Source organism: Lutibacter profundi (genome assembly GCF_001543325.1).
Taxonomy (GTDB): Bacteria; Bacteroidota; Bacteroidia; order Flavobacteriales; family Flavobacteriaceae; genus Lutibacter; species Lutibacter profundi.
In genome coordinates, this window is sequence record NZ_CP013355.1 from 2,369,949 (window position 1) to 2,390,366 (window position 20,418).

Here is a 20,418-nt window from a genome sequence, read left to right on the forward strand (position 1 = left end):
AAATTATGTCTCATTACGAAGCACCTATAAGAGAACCATTAATAATTGGTAATAAAAGTTACCACGACATTACCGTTGATGTTGCAGCGCCAGTTGAAGGTAAAGCCAATAAAAAATGGTGGATTGCATTTACAATAGCATTAGTTGCATTTTTATATGGAATTGGAGCAATTCTTTACACTATTGGAACAGGAATTGGAGTTTGGGGATTAAATAATAGAATTAACTGGGCTTGGGATATTACCAATTTTGTTTGGTGGGTAGGTATCGGTCATGCCGGAACACTAATCTCTGCAGTATTGTTGTTATTTCGTCAAAAATGGAGAATGGGTATTAACCGTTCTGCTGAAGCTATGACAATTTTTGCTGTTTTTCAAGCAGGTTTATTTCCAATAATTCATATGGGTAGAGTATGGAATGCATTTTATGTATTACCAATACCAAATGCACTTGGCTCACTATGGGTTAACTTTAACTCGCCTTTATTGTGGGATGTTTTTGCAATTTCAACATATTTATCTGTATCACTAGTATTTTGGTATACAGGACTGTTACCAGATTTTGCAATGTTAAGAGATAGAGCTGTTAGACCTTTTCAAAAGAAAATTTACAGTTTGTTAAGTTTTGGATGGTCAGGAAGATTAAAAGATTGGCAACGTTTTGAAGAAGTGTCATTGGTTTTGGCAGGTTTAGCAACGCCATTAGTACTATCTGTGCATACAATTGTATCTATGGATTTTGCAACTTCAGTAATACCAGGATGGCATAGTACAATTTTTCCACCTTATTTTGTAGCTGGAGCAATTTTTTCAGGATTTGCAATGGTGCAAACACTTCTGTTAATTATGCGTAAGGTTTCAAATTTAGAAGCTTATATTACAAAAGTTCATATCGAAAATATGAATAAGGTAATTTTGCTAACAGGTGGTATTGTATCTGTAGCTTATATCACAGAGTTTTTTATTGGGTGGTACTCAGGAAGTAGTTATGAAGATTATACATATTTATCAGTTGGTGCTGCTACAGGACCTTATTGGTGGGCTTTTTGGGCATTAATTACTTGTAACTTTATATTTCCACAAACATTGTGGTTTAAAAAGTTAAGAACAAATTTTGTTTGGTCATTCTTTATTTCAATTGTTATTAATATTGGTATGTGGTTTGAGCGTTTTGATATTATTGTAATTGATTTAAGTAGAGGACATTTACCATCATCTTGGACAATGTTTTCACCAACGTTTGTTGATGTAGCTATTTTTATAGGAACCATAGGCTTTTTCTTTGTATTGTTTTTACTATATGCTAGAACTTTTCCAGTAATAGCACAAGCAGAGTTAAAGAGTATTTTAAAATCATCAGGAGAAAATTATAAAAAATTAAGAGGAGATAATCATGAGTAGTACAACTATACAAGCTATTTTCGACGATGATGATGTACTTTTAAGTGCTGTTAAAGACTTAAAAGCTGCAGACTATCATATTGAAGAAATATTTACGCCTTTTCCAGTTCATGGATTGGACAAAGCAGCAGGGCTTAAAAATACAAGAATTGCAATAACATCATTTATTTATGGATTAATAGGGTTGGCATTTGCAACTTGGATGATGAACTTTATGATGGTTGCTGATTGGCCTCAAAACATAGGAGGTAAACCAAGCTTCAGTTTTGCTGAAAACATGCCAGCTTTTGTGCCAATTATGTTTGAATTAACGGTATTTTTTGCTGCACATTTAATGGTAATTACTTTTTATATGCGTAGTAAATTATGGCCTTTTAAAAAAGCTGAAAATCCTGATGTTAGAACAACAGATGATCACTTTTTATTAGAAGTATCAACAATAAATGATGTAAAAACATTGGAAAATTTATTGAAAGATATGGGAGCTAAGGAAATTAAAACAAAAGCATAAGAATAATGAAACAAACACTTAACATAATAACAATAGTTGTATTGGTGATAAGTTTGAGTTCTTGTTATGGAGACAAGAGAAAGCCAAATGCACGTTATATGGCTAGTACAGACATGTATGCACCAGTTGGTTACGAAACCTATGCTAAAAATCCAAATTTTAAGAATGGATTAGAAGCTCAAGCTCCTGTAGAAGGCACAATTTTTAGAGGAGAAGTACCTTATGAAATTCCAAATACTGAAGATGGTTATGTTTTAGCAAAAGAAACATTAAAATCTCCTTTAGAAATTAACGAAAAAAACTTGTCAAAAGGGAAAGAATTGTACACAATTTATTGTGCTGTTTGCCATGGAAATAAAGGTGATGGACAAGGAATTCTTGTTAAACGTGAGAAGTTTTTAGGAATTCCTAATTATAAAGATAGAGAGATTACAGAAGGTAGTATTTACCACGTTATTATGTATGGAAGAAATATGATGGGATCACATGCATCACAATTAAAAAACAATGAACGTTGGCAAATTGTTCAATATGTTGAAGAATTAAGAGCCAATTTGTTACAGTAAAATACATCAAAAAATAAGATAGATATTAAGGATATGTATAGTTTTTCAAAAAAATTAAAATTAAGTGCAATCATTTTTATGATTACAGGAGTGTTAGGTATTGCTTATGGTTTTTATTCGGCTCCAAGTACTATTGCTGATGTTCAGGAGATAATGATGCATCAAGAAAATGGGCATAGTGAAGCACAAGTTTCAAACACAAATGAGCATATTGAAAAAGGAGAAGAGGCTAATAATGAGCATAATAATGAGAATGAACACCTAACTCATGCGCTTCATGCTTTACAAAACAGGCCATATTCTGCTGTGTTTATTGCTATGTTTTTCTTTTTTATGATAGCACTTGGAACACTTGTTTTTTATGCTATTCAATATGCCTCTCAAGCAGGATGGTCCATAGTATTGTTTCGAGTAATGGAAGGAATTACAGCATATTTATTACCGGGTTCATTATTTATTCTTGCTTTTTTAATTATCTCAGCTGCAAATGGTCACCATTATTATGTATGGATGACTCCAGATTTTTACAATCCACAAAGTGAACACTATGATGAAATTTTAGTTGGTAAAAGTTGGTGGTTAAACACTCCATTTTGGATGATTAGATCATTTATATATTTGTTAGGATGGAATTTTTACCGCTATTATGCTGTGAAAAAATCGTTAGCACAAGATGCATCAAAAGACTTAACATATTATAAAAAGAGTATGAAAGCATCTATATATTTTCTAATCTTCTTTTTTGTTACAGAATCTATGATGTCTTGGGATTGGATTATGTCTCTAACTCCACACTGGCAAAGTACTTTGTTTGGTTGGTATGTGTTTTCTTCAATGTTTGTATCTGCAATTACAGTAATTGCAATGGTTACAATTTACTTGAGATCTAGAGGTTTTTTGCCAAAAGTTAATGATAGCCATTTGCATGATTTAGCAAAATTTATGTTTGGTTTTAGTATTTTTTGGACTTACTTATGGTTTTCTCAATTTATGTTAATTTGGTACGCAAATATGCCTGAAGAAACGGCTTATTTTATACCTAGATTATTAGGTAATTATCAACTGTTATTTATTGGAATGCTATTGCCTAATTTTGTTTTCCCAATTTTAGTATTAATGAATAGTGATTACAAAAGAATTCCTTGGTTTATTATATCAACGGGTATCATAATATTAATTGGTCATTATGTAGATATTTTTGTGATGATTACTCCGGCAACCGTTGGAGATCATTGGAATATTGGAATACCAGAAATTGGTTCAATTTTATTCTTTTTAGGATTGTTTATTTATGTTGTATTTACAGCATTAACAAAATCGCCTTTATTGGTAAAAGGGAATCCATTTTTAAAAGAAAGTGAACATTTTCACTATTAAATAGAAAAAAACATTACAGAAAAGAATCCTGAACTCATTTTATTCGGGATTTTTTTTATATTTGACACTACTATAAAATAACTAACTAAAAAAATGACAGCATTACTTTATATTTTACTGGCAATTGTTATTGCAGTTGCCCTATGGCAGATAACAAGTATTTTCAATTTAAAGAGTACAATAGCTACTGAAAAAGATAATAATATTCAAGGAATTCTATTTGTACTCTTTGGGGTTTTCTTTTATGGATTAATGATATTTTCTTTTTGGAAATATACAGTGGTTTTATTACCTGAAGCTGCATCTATTGAGGGAGAAAGAATAGAAAACTTATATATTGTTACAATGTTGCTTATACTTTTTGTGCAAGCAATAACACAATTCATATTATTCTTTTTCGCTTTTAAGTATAGAGGTATTAAAGGTAGAAAGGCTCTATTTTATGCTGATAGTTCTAAGCTTGAAGCAATTTGGACTATTGTTCCAGCAATCACTTTATCAGGTCTAGTTTTATACGGACTTTTTGTTTGGACTGATGTAATGGATGCATCAAATGCTGAAGATCCTTTGATTGTTGAAATATATGCAAAACAATTTCAATGGGAAGCTCGTTATGCAGGTGAAGATAATGAACTTGGTAGAGCAAATGTAAGAAACATAAAAGGGATAAATACAATGGGTGTTGATATGACCGACAGAAATGCTAATGATGATATTCCTGTAAGAGAATTACACTTGCCAAAAGGACGTAAAGTAATATTTAAATTTCGTTCACAAGATGTGTTACATTCAGCGTATATGCCACATTTTAGAGCACAAATGAACTGTGTACCTGGAATGGTAACGCAATTTGCATTTACTCCAAGTTTAACAACTGAAGAAATGAGAGAGAATAAAAAAACAGTAGCTAAAGTTGCAGGCATAAATAAAATTAGAGCAGCAAAAGGAGAAGATCCTTATGAATTTGATTATTTATTATTATGTAATAAAATTTGTGGAGCTTCACATTATAATATGCAAATGAAAATTGTTGTTGAAGAAGAAGGAGCATTTAATTCTTGGTTAAAAAATCAAAAAACATTAGCTGAAATCATAAAATAATAAACTAACTACTACACTTCTAACTAAAAAATTTAATATGTCAGATCATCATCATAAAGAAACATTTATTACGAAATACGTTTTTAATACTGACCATAAAATGATTTCTAAACAGTACCTAATTACAGGTATATTCATGGGAATTATAGGAGTCTTTATGTCTATGTTGTTTCGTTTGCAAATTGCTTGGCCAGATCATTCTTTTGGAATAATTGAAGCTTTTTTAGGAAAACATCAAGACGGAGGTGTTATGACCCCAGATTTCTATTTAGCATTGGTTACCATCCATGGTACAATTATGGTGTTTTTTGTTTTAACAGCTGGTTTAAGTGGTACTTTTAGTAACTTATTAATTCCATTACAAATAGGAGCTCGTGATATGGCATCAGGTTTTTTAAATATGGTATCATATTGGTTATTCTTTCTGTCTAGCGTTATAATGGTTTGCTCTTTGTTTATTGAAGCAGGCCCAGCATCTGCAGGTTGGACAATTTATCCACCTCTAAGTGCATTGCCTCAAGCTATCCCAGGTTCAGGATTGGGAATGACTCTTTGGTTAATCTCTATGGCTATTTTTATAGCTTCATCTTTATTAGGAGCTTTAAATTATATTGTAACAGTTCTTAATTTGAGAACAGTTGGAATGAAAATGGTTAGATTACCTTTAACTATTTGGGCATTTTTTGTAACAGCTATTATTGGTGTTGTTTCGTTTCCGGTATTACTGTCAGCTGCTTTGTTATTAATTTTTGATAGAAGTTTTGGAACTTCATTTTACTTATCAGATATATTTATTCAGGGTGAAGTTTTACATTATCAAGGGGGGTCACCTGTATTATTTGAACATTTATTTTGGTTTTTAGGACACCCTGAGGTATATATTGTAATACTACCTGCAATGGGTATTGTTTCCGAAATTATAGCGTGTAATTCTCGAAAACCAATTTTTGGTTATAGAGCAATGATTGGTTCAATCATTGCAATTGCATTTTTATCTACAATTGTTTGGGGACATCATATGTTTGTGTCTGGGATGAATCCGTTTTTAGGATCCGTATTTACTTTTACAACTTTATTAATTGCTATACCATCAGCAGTTAAGTCATTTAACTGGATTACCACTTTATGGAAAGGAAATTTACAAATGAATCCAGCAATGTTATTTTCAATAGGATTTGTTTCTACATTTATAACTGGAGGATTAACAGGGATAGTTCTTGGAGATAGTGCTTTAGATATCAATGTTCATGATACCTACTTTGTTGTGGCTCACTTTCATTTAGTTATGGGTGTTTCAGCCATATATGGAATGTTTGCTGGTGTATATCATTGGTTTCCAAAAATGTATGGAAGAATGATGAATAAAACATTAGGATATTGGCATTTTTGGATTACAGCAGTAGCAGCTTATGGCGTTTTCTTCCCAATGCATTTTGTTGGCTTAGCTGGTTTGCCACGTAGATATTATTCAAATACAGCATTTCCTTTATTTGATGATTTAGCCGATATTAATGTTGTAATTACATTATTTGCTATTTTAGGAGGTTTAGCTCAAATTATTTTCTTAGCAAATTTCTTTATTAGTATTTACAAAGGGAAAAAAGCAACTCAAAACCCTTGGAAATCTAACACATTGGAATGGACGACTCCTGTTGAACATATCCATGGAAATTGGCCAGGAGAATTACCAGTTGTTCATCGTTGGCCTTATGATTATAGTAAACCAGGACTTCCTGAAGATTTTGTTTTACAAACTACGCCTTTATATGAAGGTGAAGAAGAATCTTAAATTTAAAATATTTTGTTTTGAAAACCTTTCTAATTTTTAGAAAGGTTTTTTTATTTCTACTATCTTTGTTTCTATGAATGAAAACTTGAATCCTGAAAAAAATGATTTTAACTCTGAAGAATTAGAAGTTGAAAAAAAATTACGCCCATTAACTTTTGATGATTTTACAGGTCAAGAACAAGTTTTAGAAAACTTAAAAATATTTGTTGAAGCTGCCAATTTAAGAGGTGAAGCTTTAGATCATACATTATTTCATGGCCCTCCAGGATTGGGAAAAACAACATTAGCTCATATTCTTGCTAATGAATTAAATGTTGGATTAAAAATTACTTCGGGGCCTGTTCTAGATAAACCAGGAGATTTAGCCGGTTTATTAACAAATTTAACAGAACGTGATGTATTATTTATAGATGAAATACATAGGTTAAGTCCAATTGTTGAAGAATATTTATATTCTGCAATGGAAGATTACCGTATTGATATTATGATTGAAACGGGTCCCAATGCACGTACAGTTCAAATAGATTTGGAACCATTTACCTTAATAGGAGCTACCACACGTTCAGGGTTATTAACAGCTCCAATGAGAGCACGTTTTGGTATTAGTAGTAGATTACAATATTATAACACAGAATTATTGACTACAATTGTACAGCGCAGTGCAACCATTTTAAAAGTACCAGTTTCAATGGAATCAGCCATTGAAATTGCTGGTAGAAGCAGAGGCACACCACGGATAGCCAATGCATTGTTGAGAAGAGTTCGTGATTTTGCTCAAATAAAAGGAGACGGGAATATAAATATAGAGATTGCAAAATACGCCTTAAATGCCTTAAATGTTGATGCCCATGGATTGGATGAAATGGACAATAAAATTTTAACAACTATTATTGATAAATTTAAAGGTGGTCCAGTTGGTATTACAACCATTGCAACTGCTGTAGGTGAAAATACTGAAACAATAGAAGAAGTGTATGAGCCATTTTTAATTCAAGAAGGTTTTATAATGAGAACACCTCGAGGAAGAGAGGTAACAGAGCTTGCGTATAAACACTTGGGTAAAATTAAAGGAAAAAATCAAAGAGAATTATTTTAATCAGATAAAGTGATGTTTATCACAATACTAAAAATAGTTCGCTGTATTTTTGTTTTAAAATAAGATTACAAACTTACAAAATGAGTTTAAAACAAGTATTCCCTTTTTTGAATTGGCTTCCTTTAGTTAAAAAAACTTGGAAGGATGATTTAATTGCTGGTTTAACAGGAACTATTATTGTAATACCACAAGCTGTAGCATTTGCTTTAATTGCCGGTATGCCACCAGTTTATGGATTTTACATTGCCATGGTAGCTCCAATTATTGCTGCATTATGGGGCTCCTCTTACCATTTAATTTCAGGGCCAACTACCACTAGTTCAATAGTGGTTTTTGCAATTATCACAAAATTTTACCATCCTGAGAATGAAATTGACATGTACATATCTATGACAATTGTTTTGTCTTTTATGGCAGGCGTTATAAAGCTGCTAATGGGGCTTTTTAAAATGGGGAAATTAGTAGATTTTGTTTCTAATTCTGTAGTAATTGGATTTACTGCAGGAGCTGGAATTTTAATTGCATTTAAACAATTAAAACATGTTTTTGGTATAAAAGTACCACAGGAATCAAAAATATATGAAGTTGTAAACTATATTATTCTACATATTAAGGAAACAAATACATATACTTTGCTAGTTGCTTTTGCTACACTTTTAATTGCGGTTTTAATAAAAAAATATTTAAAAAAAATAGGACGATTTAATTTGTTAATAGCGATGGTTTTAGGAACGTTGCTTGCAATTTATTTAGGAGGGGAACAAGCTGGAATTCAAACTGTTGGACACATACCAAACCATTTGCCACCTTTTAAAGTGCCTAATTTTAGTTTAGACTGGCTTCAGAAATTATTTCCAGGAGCTATTGTTTTAGCTTTATTGGGGTTAGTAGAAGCGGTATCAATTTCAAGAGCTGTAGCGTTACATTCACATCAAAAGTTAAACAATAATCAAGAGTTTATAGGTCAAGGACTATCAAATATTATTCCCAGCTTTTTTTCTTGCTACGCTAGTTCAGGCTCTTTTACACGGTCTGGAGTTAATTATCAGGCAGGTGCAAAAACACCACTTTCAGCAATAATAGCAGGAATTGGGTTAATTTTTGTTTTGCTATTTGGAGCTAAATATGCATCATACCTACCAAAACCTGCAATGGGAGGAATAATTTTATTGGTAGGCTATAACTTAATTGATTTTAAACATGTAAAATTAATTTATAAAAGCAGTAGAAGAGAACTGTTGGTGTTTTTATTAACTTTATTAGGAACATTATTTTTACATCTAGAACAAGCTGTAATTTTAGGTATTGCAGTTTCATTGGTGTTTTATCTAGAGAGAACATCTAAACCAAACATTGCAGAACTAGGTTTAAATAAGACTAAAAAATTTATAAACATTATAAGAGATTCTTCAGTACTTGAATGTCCACAATTAAAAATTATACGTATTGATGGTTCTCTTTATTTTGGAGCAGTAGAAGAAGTATCAAATTTTTTCACTGACCTTTATGAAAAAAATGATAGCAAGCATATATTAGTTCTTTCTAATGGAATTAATTTTATTGATTTAGCAGGAGCCGAATGGTTAACACATGAAGTTCAGAAATGGAGAGAAAAAGGAGGTCAAATTTATTTTTCAGGAATGAAATTAGTAAGTCAAGATATTCTTATTAAAGGAGGTTTCTTTGAAAAAATAGGAGCCCAATACTTTTTTAAAAATAAAAATATTGCAATAGCATCTATTTTTAAAGATTTAGATAAAAATATTTGCAAAGGCTGTGAGCTTAAAATATTTAATGAATGTAAAAATACGTAAGGTATTTTAGAAACATTAAACGCCATAAATAATTGTTTTAAAAGTATAAATAGACTTTTTAAAGTTAGAAACTATGAAATATGCTAATTTTTTACCGTTTTTAAACTGGCTTCCTGATTATAAAAAATCTTGGTTAAAAGGAGACTTTTCAGCTGGGTTAACTGTTGGTATTATGCTAATACCTCAAGGAATTGCCTACGCTATGATTGCGGGTTTACCACCAATATATGGTCTTTATACAGCAATGATACCTCAATTTATTTACGCCTTCTTTGGAACTTCACGACAATTAGCAGTTGGGCCTGTTGCTATGGACTCGTTAATAGTAGCTTCAGGGGTTGGTGCAATTGCAGTTGTAGGTTCAGAACATTTTATTTCTCTTGCAATATTATTGGCATTATTAATGGGGATAATGCAATTAGCCTTCGGGATATTTAGATTAGGATTTTTAGTTAATTTTTTATCAAAACCAGTTATAAGTGGATTTACTTCCGCAGCAGCGTTAATTATTGGTTTAAATCAGCTCAAACACATATTTGGTGTAAATATGCAACGAAATAATCAATTGCAATACATAATTTTAGATGCTTTTAACCAAATAAAATTTATTAATTGGCGAACATTTATTATTGGATTAATCTCAATATTATTATTGGTGTTTATAAATAAGTATTTTAAAAAATTACCAGGAGCTTTAATAGTTGTTGTTTTCGGAATATTGGTTGTTAAATTTTTTAATTTAAATGATTATGGAGTTAAAATAGTTGGTGATATTCCCAAAGGTCTTCCTGATTTTAAAATTCAATTCATGGATGTTGAAACAATTAAAGAATTAGCTCCAATAGCTTTAACATTAGCATTAATTGCCTTTATGGAAGCAATTTCAGTTGCTAAAGCAATAGAATCAAAACATAATAACTATAAAGTTAATGCCAATAAGGAATTAATAGCATTAGGGTTAGGGAACATTGTAGGTTCCTTTTTCCAAAGTTATCCGTCTACTGGAGGGTTTTCACGTACAGCTATTAACAATCAGGCTGGCGCCAACACACCTCTAGCTGCTATTTTTTCTGCATTAATAGTGGCACTAACATTGCTTTTTTTAACACCATTATTTTATTATTTACCAAAAGCAGTTTTAGGAGCTATTATAATGGTAGCAGTTTTTGGTTTGTTAGATTTTAGCGTACCTAAACAGTTGTGGAAATACACAAAACGAGATTTACTTATTTTAAATATTACATTAATAGTTACGGTTACTATTGGTATTAAAGAAGGAATAATTACAGGTGTAATTTTATCGTTAGTTATGTTAATTTATAAATCAACAAAACCGCATGTAGCAATTTTAGGAAATGTACCCAATACCTATTTATACAGAAATATTAAAAGATTTAATGATTTAATTGATTTGAAAGATGTATTAATTATAAGGTTTGATGCGCAACTACACTTTGCAAATACCACGTATTTTAAAGATACTATTTATAATGAAGCTGAAAAAAAAGGAAGTGATTTAAAAGTTATTGTTATTGATGGAGAAAGTTTAAATAGCTTAGATAGCAGCGGTGTTTATGCCTTAAAAGAAATTTTAACATATTTTAAAGAAAAAAATATAGATCTCTATTTTACAGGATTAAAGGGACCCGTTAGAGATACAATTTATAAGTCTAATATCATTGAAGATATAGGTCAAGAGCATTGTTTTATGAGTATACAAGAAGCTATAGATCATTACCAAAATAAAGGAGTTAATGTAAATAAAAAAAGGTATTCCAGCCAAAGAAACCTTTAGCAATGTGATGTTAATCACACAAAGAAGAAAACTAATTCATTAATTTGGAGCACTTTAATATTTATTTAAAATTAGAATCATGAAAGTAGAACAATTATTTACTGGCTGTTTAGCAGAAATGGCTTACTATATTCACTCGAATGGAGAAGCCGCAATTATTGACCCACTAAGAGAAACCGAACCCTATATAGAAATGGCAAAAGCTGATGGTGCAAAAATAAAATATGTTTTTTTAACACATTTTCATGCTGATTTTGTTTCAGGTCAAGTTGATTTAGCAAAAAAAACAGGAGCAACTATAGTTTTTGGTCCAAATGCTGAAGCTGAATACGATTTACATGTAGGAAAAGATGGAGAAGAGTTTAAAATTGGAGACTTAACATTACAATTATTACATACACCTGGTCATACAATGGAATCTTCTTCTTATTTGTTAATTGATAAAGATGGAAATACACCCTACGTATTTACAGGAGACTGTTTATTTATTGGTGATGTAGGAAGACCAGATTTAGCGGTAAAATCTGATTTAACACAGGCAGACTTAGCAGGTCATTTGTTTGATTCTCTACGGAATAAAATTATGACTTTACCAGATGACATTATTGTTTATCCTAATCATGGTGCTGGTTCAGCCTGTGGGAAAAATATGAGTTCAGAGACATTTGATACTTTAGGTAATCAAAAGAAAACAAATTATGCTTTAAGGGCTGATATGACAAAAGAAGAATTTATTAAAGAAGTAACTACAGGTTTAAAACCACCACCACAATATTTTGGGAATAATGTTAGAATGAATAAAGGCATAAATACAAATATTGATGAGGTACTGCACAGAGGAACAACACCAATTGATGCTGATACTTTTAAAGAAATGAGCGAGCAAAAAGATATTTTAGTTATTGATACAAGATCTAAAGAAATTTATGCTGAAGAAGGAACAGTTCCTGGAGCTTGGTATATTGGAGTAGATGGAAGTTTTGCCCCTTGGGTAGGTGCTTTAGTTAAAGATATTAATCAAAAAATAATTTTTATCGCAGAAGGAGGTAGGGAGCATGAAGTTGTTACGCGTTTTTCACGCGTGGGGTATGATAATACGCTTGGATATTTAAGAGGCGGAATGCATGCTTGGAAGGCTGCAGGTCATGAAATTGATAAAATTGGTTCTATCTCAGCAATTCAATTTGCAAATAAATTAAAAGAAGGCTCTATGGAAGCACCTTTAGATGTTAGGAAAGAATCAGAATACTTATCTGAACACGTTGTAGGGGTGAAAAATTTTCCATTAGATACAATTCATCAAAATTTTGCTGAAATTAACCCAAATAAAGAATATTTTTTACATTGTGCTAGTGGATATCGTTCCTTAATTGCAGCTTCTATTTTTCAAGCAAATGGAGTTAAAAATGTAACAGATGTTAGAGGTGGGTTTAATGATATTAAAGATAGTGGAGCTGAACTTACAGAGTATGTTTGTCCAACAACATTATTATAATTATTTTATTTTAAATAAAGTTTAAGAGAGAGTTTGTAACTCTCTCTCTTTGTTTAAAAATGTAACATGGGTTACTATCAAAACTTATAAGTAAATTTACATTTGCCAAAAAATCAAAAACAATTAAAAATGAAAACATCTATTAAATTATTAGGATTACTCAGTTTGAGTATTATTTTTATTAGTCTAAGTTGCAAAAACAATCAAGATAAAAATAAGAGTTCAACAAATAATATTATTGTTAATACCAATCAAGAAACCAAAGGTAAAATTACCCTTCTTTCACCATCAGAATTCAAAGAAAAATCAAAAGACCATCAAATAATTGATGTAAGAACACCTATGGAATTTAAAGAAGGTTATATTGAGGGAGCTAAAAATATGAATCTTAAAGGTGATGATTTTACAAAAGAAATATCTTCTTTAGATAAAGATAAACCTGTTTATATTTATTGTAAATCAGGACATAGATCGGGAATTGCTGCTAAAAAAATGATAGAACTTGGATTCAAAGAAGTTTATGATTTGCAAGGGGGTATTTTAAACTGGAAACAGAATAATAATAAAGTAAAAAATTAAGTAACTAAAATGTTAAAATATTTTTTAATTTTAGGTTTGCTATTAAGTATTATGGCTTGTAATACTTCAATATCTCTGAAAGAAAAGCAAGAATACTTAAAAAAAGGAAAGCAAATAACACAAGCCACCTTTAAAGAATTAAGTGGTAATTTAATGCAACAAATGAAATTAGGAGGCCCATCACAAGCAGTGCCTTTTTGTAACTTGCAGGCATTACCAATTGCCAATCAAATTTCTAAAAAGTTTGATGTGACTATTAAAAGAACTTCTAATAAATTGCGAAACCCAAAAAATAGCCCAAATAAACGAGAAGCAGAAATTATAAAACAATATCAAATTTTATTAGAAAAGGATAAAGAATTATTACCAATAGTTGAGGTAGGTTCTGATAATATGAAGCATTATTATGCTCCTATTAAATTAAACACAAAGTGTTTAGCTTGTCATGGAGAGTTAAGAAAAAAATTAAGTGTAAAAACAGACTCGTTAATTAAGTCTTTGTATCCAAACGATATGGCAATTAATTATAAAAAAGGTGATTTTAGAGGGATTTGGAGTATTGAATTTAAAAACTAATTGAAATGTCAAAAATAGTAGTATTAGGAGCTGGAATTTCGGGTCACACAGCAGTTTCATACTTAAGTAAAGCACTTAAGAAGAATCATGAAGTGATAATGATTTCCCCAAATAGCAATTTTCAATGGTTACCATCTAATATATGGGTAGGTGTTGGTTTAATGACTCCAGAACAAGTAAAATTTGCGTTATCTCCAGTTTACAAAAAATTAGGAGTCAATTATAAACAAGCAATGGCAGTTTCTATTTATCCAGAAGGAGATGATAAAAGTGCGAAAGGATTTGTTAAAATTAAATACGTTTCCGAAAAAGAAAACGGTAAAGAAGAAATTGTAGATTATGATTATTTAATTAATGCTACGGGTCCAAAATTAGATTTTGAAGCAACAGAAGGCTTAGGACCTCATAAATTTACGCAATCAGTTTGTACTTATGACCACGCAGCACATGCTTGGGATAAGTTTCAAGAAGCTCTTGCTAAGATGGAAAAAGGAGAACGTCAAACTTTTGTGGTTGGCACAGGCCATGCTTTGGCTACTTGCCAAGGAGCTGCATTTGAGTATATTTTAAATATAGCTTTTGAAATTAAAAAGAGAAAATTAATGCATTTAGCCGATTTATGGTGGCTGAGCAATGAATATGAGTTAGGTGATTTTGGTATGGGAGGTGCATATATAAAAAGAAATGGGTATGTTACACCAACCAAAATATTTACAGAATCTATTTTAAAAGAATATGGTATTAGATGGATAAAAAGAGCAGGTGTTCAAAAAGTAGAAGAAGGGAAAATCCATTATGAAAATTTAAGAGGAGAATATCATACAAAACAATTTGATTTTGCTATGTTAATTCCTGGTTTTTCAGGTGCAGGAATGAAAGCTTATAACAAGCAAAATAAGGATATTACTTCTGAAGTTTTTGTAGCTAACGGAATGATGAAAGTTGATGCTGATTACACTCCTAAACCTTTTGAAGAATGGCGAGCAAAAGATTGGCCATCAACATATCAAAGTGTAAAATATGATAATGTGTACGCAGCAGGTATTGCATTTGCTCCACCTCACGGAATGTCTAAACCAATGCAAAGTCCAAACGGAACAAAAATATTTCCAACTCCACCTAGAACAGGAATGCCATCAGGCGTAATAGGTAAAATTGTTGCGCAAAATATTATTCATGCAGTTAAAACAGGTAAAATGATTCATAAGCATAAGGCTTCTATGGCACATATGGGAGCAGCATGTATTGTATCTGCAGGATATGGATTATTTAAAGGTCAAGCTGCTGTTATGACTGTAAATCCTATTGTGCCAGATTGGGAAAAATACCCTAAATGGGGAAGAAACATAAAAGATACAGTTGGGGTTGTAGGTACAGCAGGTCATTGGATGAAATTGTTTATGCATTATATGTTTTTATATAAAGCGAAAGCAAAACCTTTTTGGTGGTTAATACCAGAATAAAATACGAATAGTTAAAAAAAAATAATATGACTAAAATAACAGAGAAAACAGTTCCTTATAGTAATATTTCATATGGAACAGAACCAACAAAAATGGTGAGATTTATGAGAAGGTTTTTTATTTTTCAAGTTTATAACTTTTTTAGATTAAATTTAAAAGTAATGAAAATTGTTGTTGGAGGACATTCATAAAGTATTAAATTTGCCCTTAATAAATAAAAATAAGTTGATGACAACAATTGAAGTATTAAATTTAAAATGTAATGGTTGCGCAAACACTATTACAAAAGGATTACTTTCATTAGAAGAAATAAAAGATGTGTCTATTGATGTAGCAACGTCTAGTGTTTCTTTTGATTCAAATAATGAAGAAAATTTAAAATTAGTAAAAGAGAAATTAGTTGCAATGGGATATCCTGAAGTTGGTGATACTAATACTATTGTTCATAAAGCAAAATCTTTTATTAGTTGTGCTACAGGAAGAATAACTTTGGAGGAATAGCTAATTTTATTAAAAATAAAACCCTTATTAATGTGATTAAAATCACATTAATAAGGGTTTTTTATTGTAATTTTTTCCCATCAAAATTTACGAACTAAAAAATATAAAATAATGTCAAAACATTTTCAGGTTTTAGTCATTGGAGGAGGTACGGCCGGAATAATGGTTGCATCCATGTTAAAACGAAAAAACACTTCGCTTAAAATAGGGTTATTAGATCCTGCAAAAAAACACTATTATCAACCAGCATGGACTTTAGTTGGAGCAAATACGTATGATTTTGAAAAAACAGCAAAATTTATGGATTCGTTAATTCCAAAAGGAGTTGAACATATTAAAGAATTTGCCGATAAATTTGATCCAGAAAATAATAAAATTATTTCTAAAGAAGGGAATGAATTTACGTACGATTATTTAGTGGTTGCTCCAGGGTTAAAAATTGCTCCAGATTTAGTAGAAGGTTTATCAGAAGCTATGGATAAAGGTGTTGTTTGTAGTAATTATACAAACCCAAACCATACTTGGGAGGTTCTTAAAAACTTTAAAGGAGGTACCGCTTTATTTACACAACCCTCAACTCCAATAAAGTGTGGGGGAGCTCCTCAAAAAATAATGTATTTAGCCGATGAGCATTTTACTAAAATAGGTGTTAGAGATAAAACAAATATTGTTTTTGCAATGCCGGGTAATGTTATTTTTGCAGTAAAAAAAGTAGCCAAAACATTAATGGAAGTTATAGATAAAAAGGATATTAATGTTCGGTTTTATCATAAATTAGTTAAAGTTGATGCAAAAGAACAAATTGCTTGGTATGAAATTTTAAAAGAATCGGATGATGGTAATGATTGTGTGGTAATTAAAGCTAAAGAAGGTGATGTTGTTGATAAAGAAATTCAGCATAATTATAAAGATATAAAAGCCATTGAAAAAGATGGTTTAATAGGCATTCATTTTGATATGATGCATTTGGCACCACCACAACAAGCACCAGATTTTATTAGAAACTCTCCTTTAGCCACTGAATCTGGCTGGTTATCTGTTAATTCTTCAACAATGCAACATAAAAAATACAGAAATATATTTGGAGTTGGGGACGTTTGTGAGTTGCCAACGGCCAAAACAGGAGCAGCGATAAGAAAACAGGTGCCTGTAGTTGTTGAAAATATTTTAAATTTATTAAGTACAAGTAAGTTGGCTGATAAAAAGTACGATGGTTATTCTTCTTGTCCTTTGGTTACAGGTTATGGGAAAATGGTATTAGCAGAATTTGATTATTCGAAAGAGTTTAAGCCAGACCCCAAATTAAAAGAGTTTCCGTTAATGATTAGTGATTCTTCAAAAGAACATTGGCGTTTATGGATTCTAAAAAAATATTTATTACCGTATTTATATTGGAATAAAATGATGAAAGGTATTGAAGTATAAAACAAAAATACCATATAGAGCGCACTCGAAATATAGTTTAACACAATTTCTATTTTTCGACTGCGCTCGAAATGGCTTCCTAGCTGTTATGCTTAATTTGTTTTAGCACCTTATTACATAAATTCTTTTTTTTATCGTTCTTCTTAAAATTTTAGAGTAGCTCCAACCAAAAAATTTCTAGTGGCTTGAGGATAATACCCTGCTCCATCTAAAGTAGTGGTTTCTCCCGGAACAGACCAAGTATCATCATAGGTATAATAATATCCGTTTGAAATATATTCAACATTAAAAATATTATTTAACAATGCTGTAAACACAATAGATTTAATTATTTTTTTAGGTTTAATTTCATAGGAAAAATTTAAATCATTTACAAAATAGCTCTCCAATTTTGAATTTTTGTTATCAATATTTCCCATATACTGTTCTCCTACATATTTTGAAAGTAGAGAAATATACATTTTTGTATTTGGTGCATAAGTAAATGAATTCCCTGCAACTATTTTTGGAGAAAATGAAAGATTGGTTTTTCCTAAACTCACTAATTCTCCATTCCATGAAGTTACAAAATCAAGGTTTTTATTACTGCTTATAGCAATATTTGGTTGCCAATTAAACCGATTATTAAGTTTAATTTTTCCATCTATTTCCAATCCTAATCGGTAACTTTTACCACTTGTTGCTCTTATAAAATCACCAGTATCATCAATAGCTCCTGTTAAAACCAATTGATCTTTGTATTTCATGTAATAAATATTGGTATTTACAGCCACATTTTCTGATTTATAACGCCACCCAAGCTCAAAATCAGTTAATTTTTCAGCTGTGTTTACACCGTATTTAAAATCATTTCTATTAGGTTCTTTAGTAGCTTTTGCAACTGAAAAATAGATGCTATTACTATTATTAGCTTTAAAAGTTAAACCAGCTTTTGGATTGAAAAACGAGTAATTTTTATTGATTTTTATTGGAATTATGTCTGAAGTAATACCAGCTGTTTTAAACCTTACAAACCGACCTTGTAAATCGGTAAACAACATCCATTTGTTAGTTAATTTATAAGTTAATTTACCAAAAATATTGGCATCATTTTTTTTTGTATTACTATTGTAATAATGCTCTCTAATTTGTGAATCACTGGCATATTGAGCCCAAATAATTTCCCCAAAATGGCCTCCTTTATAATAACTTACAGATGTTCCAAAAATAATTTCTAAGCTATTATTTTTATAGGTTGCATTAGCATTAGCAACATAATAATCGTTGTCTAACCATCTCCTTCTAATTAAGTCGGTTTTATCAATAGTTTCACCACCTATTGTAATTGGTATTAAATTATAATCAGCAAAATTTTGATTTGCTTTATATTGTTCATAGTAACCTTTTCCTTTAGTGTAATTTAATGCTATGTTAGAACTCCAATTTTTTGATAGTTTTTGATTCCAAAGGATTTGAAAATGATCTTGTTGATAATTATCAGTTTCATTATCATAAGAATAGGGGTTGTAAGTTCTACCCAATGTTGCCATTTCCTCCTTAGTAACACCATACCAAGCTTGGTATGTTTTTTCTTTTCCCCCAAAAGTTAGAGCCTTAATTAATGTGTTATCATCAACATAAGCAGCTTGTAAGAAATAGGATTTAAGATTGGAGAAAGCTCTGTCAATATAACCATCAGAATCAATTTTAGAAAATCGCCCTGCAAACTCTATATGGTTATTAATTTTACCCGTACTAAATTTAACAGTGTTTTTAGAAGTGTTAAATGATCCTATTGAACTACTAATTTCACCGTACGAATATTTAGAAATTGCATCTGTCAAAATGTTTAAACTTGCCCCAAAAGCTGCCGAACCATTGGTTGATGTACCAACACCTCGTTGCAATTGTATACTTTGAGTTGAAGAAGCAAAATCGGGTAAATTAACCCAATACGTTCCTTGACTTTCAGCATCGTTATACGGAATTCCGTTAATGGTAACATTAACTCTGGTAGCATCGCTACCTCTAACCCTAATACCTGTATATCCAATACCTGCACCAGCATCAGAAGTGGTTACTACCGATGGTAAATAATTTAAAAGTATGGGTATATCCTGCCCTAAATTTCGCTTAGCTAACTCTTCTTTAGTAATATTACTGTGTGTTACCGGAGATGATTCTTTTACCCGAACAGCATTTACAAGTACCTCTTCTAAATTCACAAAACTATCAGCCATATTAATGGTAATAGATTTATTTTTGTTTAAATTAACCTTAATTTCTTTAGGCTTACTAATAGCACTTACCACTAAAGTATAATTTCCTTTTTTTAATTGGAATTTAAAATTTCCGTGTAAATCAGATGTTGTACCTTTTGACGTTCCTTTAATTAAAATACTTGCTCCAGTGAGTGGCTGATTTCCATCAACAACTTTTCCTGAAAGTGTAAATAATGTTTGTGCATTTGTGTTTATTGAAAATGCAATAATTAAAAAAGCTACTAGTTGTTTTACTTTTTTAAAGTTCTGTTTTAAAAATAGTTTCATTTAATATAAAATAAAACGATTTAAAAAGAGGTAATTAATCGATGTTTAACTTAATTTGTTACTCAATTTTTTATTTTGAGCATCCCTTAACAGCATTACCTGTTCAGGTTCAATGGGTTTAATCTCAGCCTGTAAGGCACCCCTTTTGAGATGGGGTAAAATTACTTAATTTTTAATTGTTTTTAATAGAATTTACCAACTATTTTTTTAATGATTATAAAAAGAAGATTTACAATAATTTAATTGAAGCGATGTTTGAAATGATATTAAGAAATACAGCTAAAAACATACATCAGAAAATTTAATTCCGATTCTATAAATTTTGAACCTTTCTATAAATAGTTGTTTAGCTTATGAATGAGTAGATAGAAAATTAATAAGTATATTACTAAAATTATAAAA

General features: G+C 30.7%; 17 protein-coding genes. 16 read left to right on the forward strand and 1 reads right to left on the reverse strand.

The window, feature by feature from the left end; all coding sequences use genetic code 11:
* Positions 1-5: 5 nt before the first annotated feature.
* From nrfD to Lupro_RS10555, 16 genes are all read left to right on the forward strand, one after another.
* Complete coding sequence (nrfD, locus tag Lupro_RS10485) at positions 6-1,400, forward strand: NrfD/PsrC family molybdoenzyme membrane anchor subunit (protein WP_082703899.1); 1,395 nt, start codon at positions 6-8, stop codon at positions 1,398-1,400.
* On the forward strand, positions 1,393-1,911 hold the full coding sequence (locus tag Lupro_RS10490; RefSeq protein WP_068209840.1) for a DUF3341 domain-containing protein: 519 nt from the start codon (positions 1,393-1,395) through the stop codon (positions 1,909-1,911). The genes nrfD and Lupro_RS10490 overlap by 8 nt, the downstream gene beginning before the upstream one ends.
* Before the next feature lie 5 nt (positions 1,912-1,916).
* Positions 1,917-2,477: a c-type cytochrome gene (locus Lupro_RS10495; RefSeq protein ID WP_068209843.1), complete on the forward strand. Its 561-nt coding sequence runs from the start codon at positions 1,917-1,919 to the stop codon at positions 2,475-2,477.
* Positions 2,478-2,510: 33 nt separating this feature from the next.
* The gene (locus Lupro_RS10500; RefSeq protein WP_068209845.1) at positions 2,511-3,854 is read left to right on the forward strand and encodes a quinol:cytochrome C oxidoreductase; all 1,344 of its coding nucleotides are present in this window, start codon (positions 2,511-2,513) and stop codon (positions 3,852-3,854) included.
* 93 nt (positions 3,855-3,947) lie between these two features.
* Positions 3,948-4,955: a cytochrome c oxidase subunit II gene (locus tag Lupro_RS10505; RefSeq protein ID WP_068209848.1), complete on the forward strand. Its 1,008-nt coding sequence runs from the start codon at positions 3,948-3,950 to the stop codon at positions 4,953-4,955.
* A gap of 37 nt (positions 4,956-4,992) precedes the next feature.
* A complete protein-coding gene (locus tag Lupro_RS10510; RefSeq protein ID WP_068209852.1) occupies positions 4,993-6,744 on the forward strand; it encodes a cytochrome c oxidase subunit I in 1,752 nt (583 codons plus the stop codon).
* A 73-nt stretch (positions 6,745-6,817) separates the two neighbouring features.
* A complete protein-coding gene (gene ruvB / locus Lupro_RS10515; protein WP_068209855.1) occupies positions 6,818-7,840 on the forward strand; it encodes a Holliday junction branch migration DNA helicase RuvB in 1,023 nt (340 codons plus the stop codon).
* A gap of 80 nt (positions 7,841-7,920) precedes the next feature.
* Positions 7,921-9,654 carry a SulP family inorganic anion transporter gene (locus Lupro_RS10520; protein WP_068209858.1) on the forward strand — a complete coding sequence of 578 codons (1,734 nt, stop codon included), beginning with the start codon at positions 7,921-7,923 and terminating at the stop codon, positions 9,652-9,654.
* A gap of 73 nt (positions 9,655-9,727) precedes the next feature.
* Positions 9,728-11,449 carry a SulP family inorganic anion transporter gene (locus Lupro_RS10525; RefSeq protein WP_068209862.1) on the forward strand — a complete coding sequence of 574 codons (1,722 nt, stop codon included), beginning with the start codon at positions 9,728-9,730 and terminating at the stop codon, positions 11,447-11,449.
* A 79-nt stretch (positions 11,450-11,528) separates the two neighbouring features.
* Positions 11,529-12,944, forward strand: coding sequence for an MBL fold metallo-hydrolase (locus Lupro_RS10530; protein WP_068209865.1), 1,416 nt, complete (start codon positions 11,529-11,531; stop codon positions 12,942-12,944).
* 129 nt (positions 12,945-13,073) lie between these two features.
* Positions 13,074-13,523: a rhodanese-like domain-containing protein gene (locus tag Lupro_RS10535; RefSeq protein ID WP_068209868.1), complete on the forward strand. Its 450-nt coding sequence runs from the start codon at positions 13,074-13,076 to the stop codon at positions 13,521-13,523.
* A gap of 9 nt (positions 13,524-13,532) precedes the next feature.
* The gene (locus Lupro_RS10540) at positions 13,533-14,099 is read left to right on the forward strand and encodes a Tll0287-like domain-containing protein (protein WP_082703900.1); all 567 of its coding nucleotides are present in this window, start codon (positions 13,533-13,535) and stop codon (positions 14,097-14,099) included.
* A gap of 5 nt (positions 14,100-14,104) precedes the next feature.
* Positions 14,105-15,562, forward strand: coding sequence for an NAD(P)/FAD-dependent oxidoreductase (locus Lupro_RS10545; protein WP_068209874.1), 1,458 nt, complete (start codon positions 14,105-14,107; stop codon positions 15,560-15,562).
* 26 nt (positions 15,563-15,588) lie between these two features.
* Positions 15,589-15,753: a hypothetical protein gene (locus tag Lupro_RS13600; protein ID WP_169792340.1), complete on the forward strand. Its 165-nt coding sequence runs from the start codon at positions 15,589-15,591 to the stop codon at positions 15,751-15,753.
* A gap of 37 nt (positions 15,754-15,790) precedes the next feature.
* Complete coding sequence (locus tag Lupro_RS10550; protein ID WP_335339103.1) at positions 15,791-16,063, forward strand: heavy-metal-associated domain-containing protein; 273 nt, start codon at positions 15,791-15,793, stop codon at positions 16,061-16,063.
* Between the two features lie 111 nt (positions 16,064-16,174).
* Positions 16,175-17,488 (forward strand): NAD(P)/FAD-dependent oxidoreductase, encoded by a 1,314-nt coding sequence (locus Lupro_RS10555; protein ID WP_068209881.1) that lies wholly within the window; start codon positions 16,175-16,177, stop codon positions 17,486-17,488.
* Positions 17,489-17,631: 143 nt separating this feature from the next.
* Here Lupro_RS10555 and Lupro_RS10560 read toward each other — a convergent pair whose 3' ends face one another.
* Positions 17,632-20,016: a TonB-dependent receptor gene (locus tag Lupro_RS10560; RefSeq protein ID WP_068209884.1), complete on the reverse strand. Its 2,385-nt coding sequence runs from the start codon at positions 20,014-20,016 to the stop codon at positions 17,632-17,634.
* Positions 20,017-20,418 lie beyond the last annotated feature (402 nt).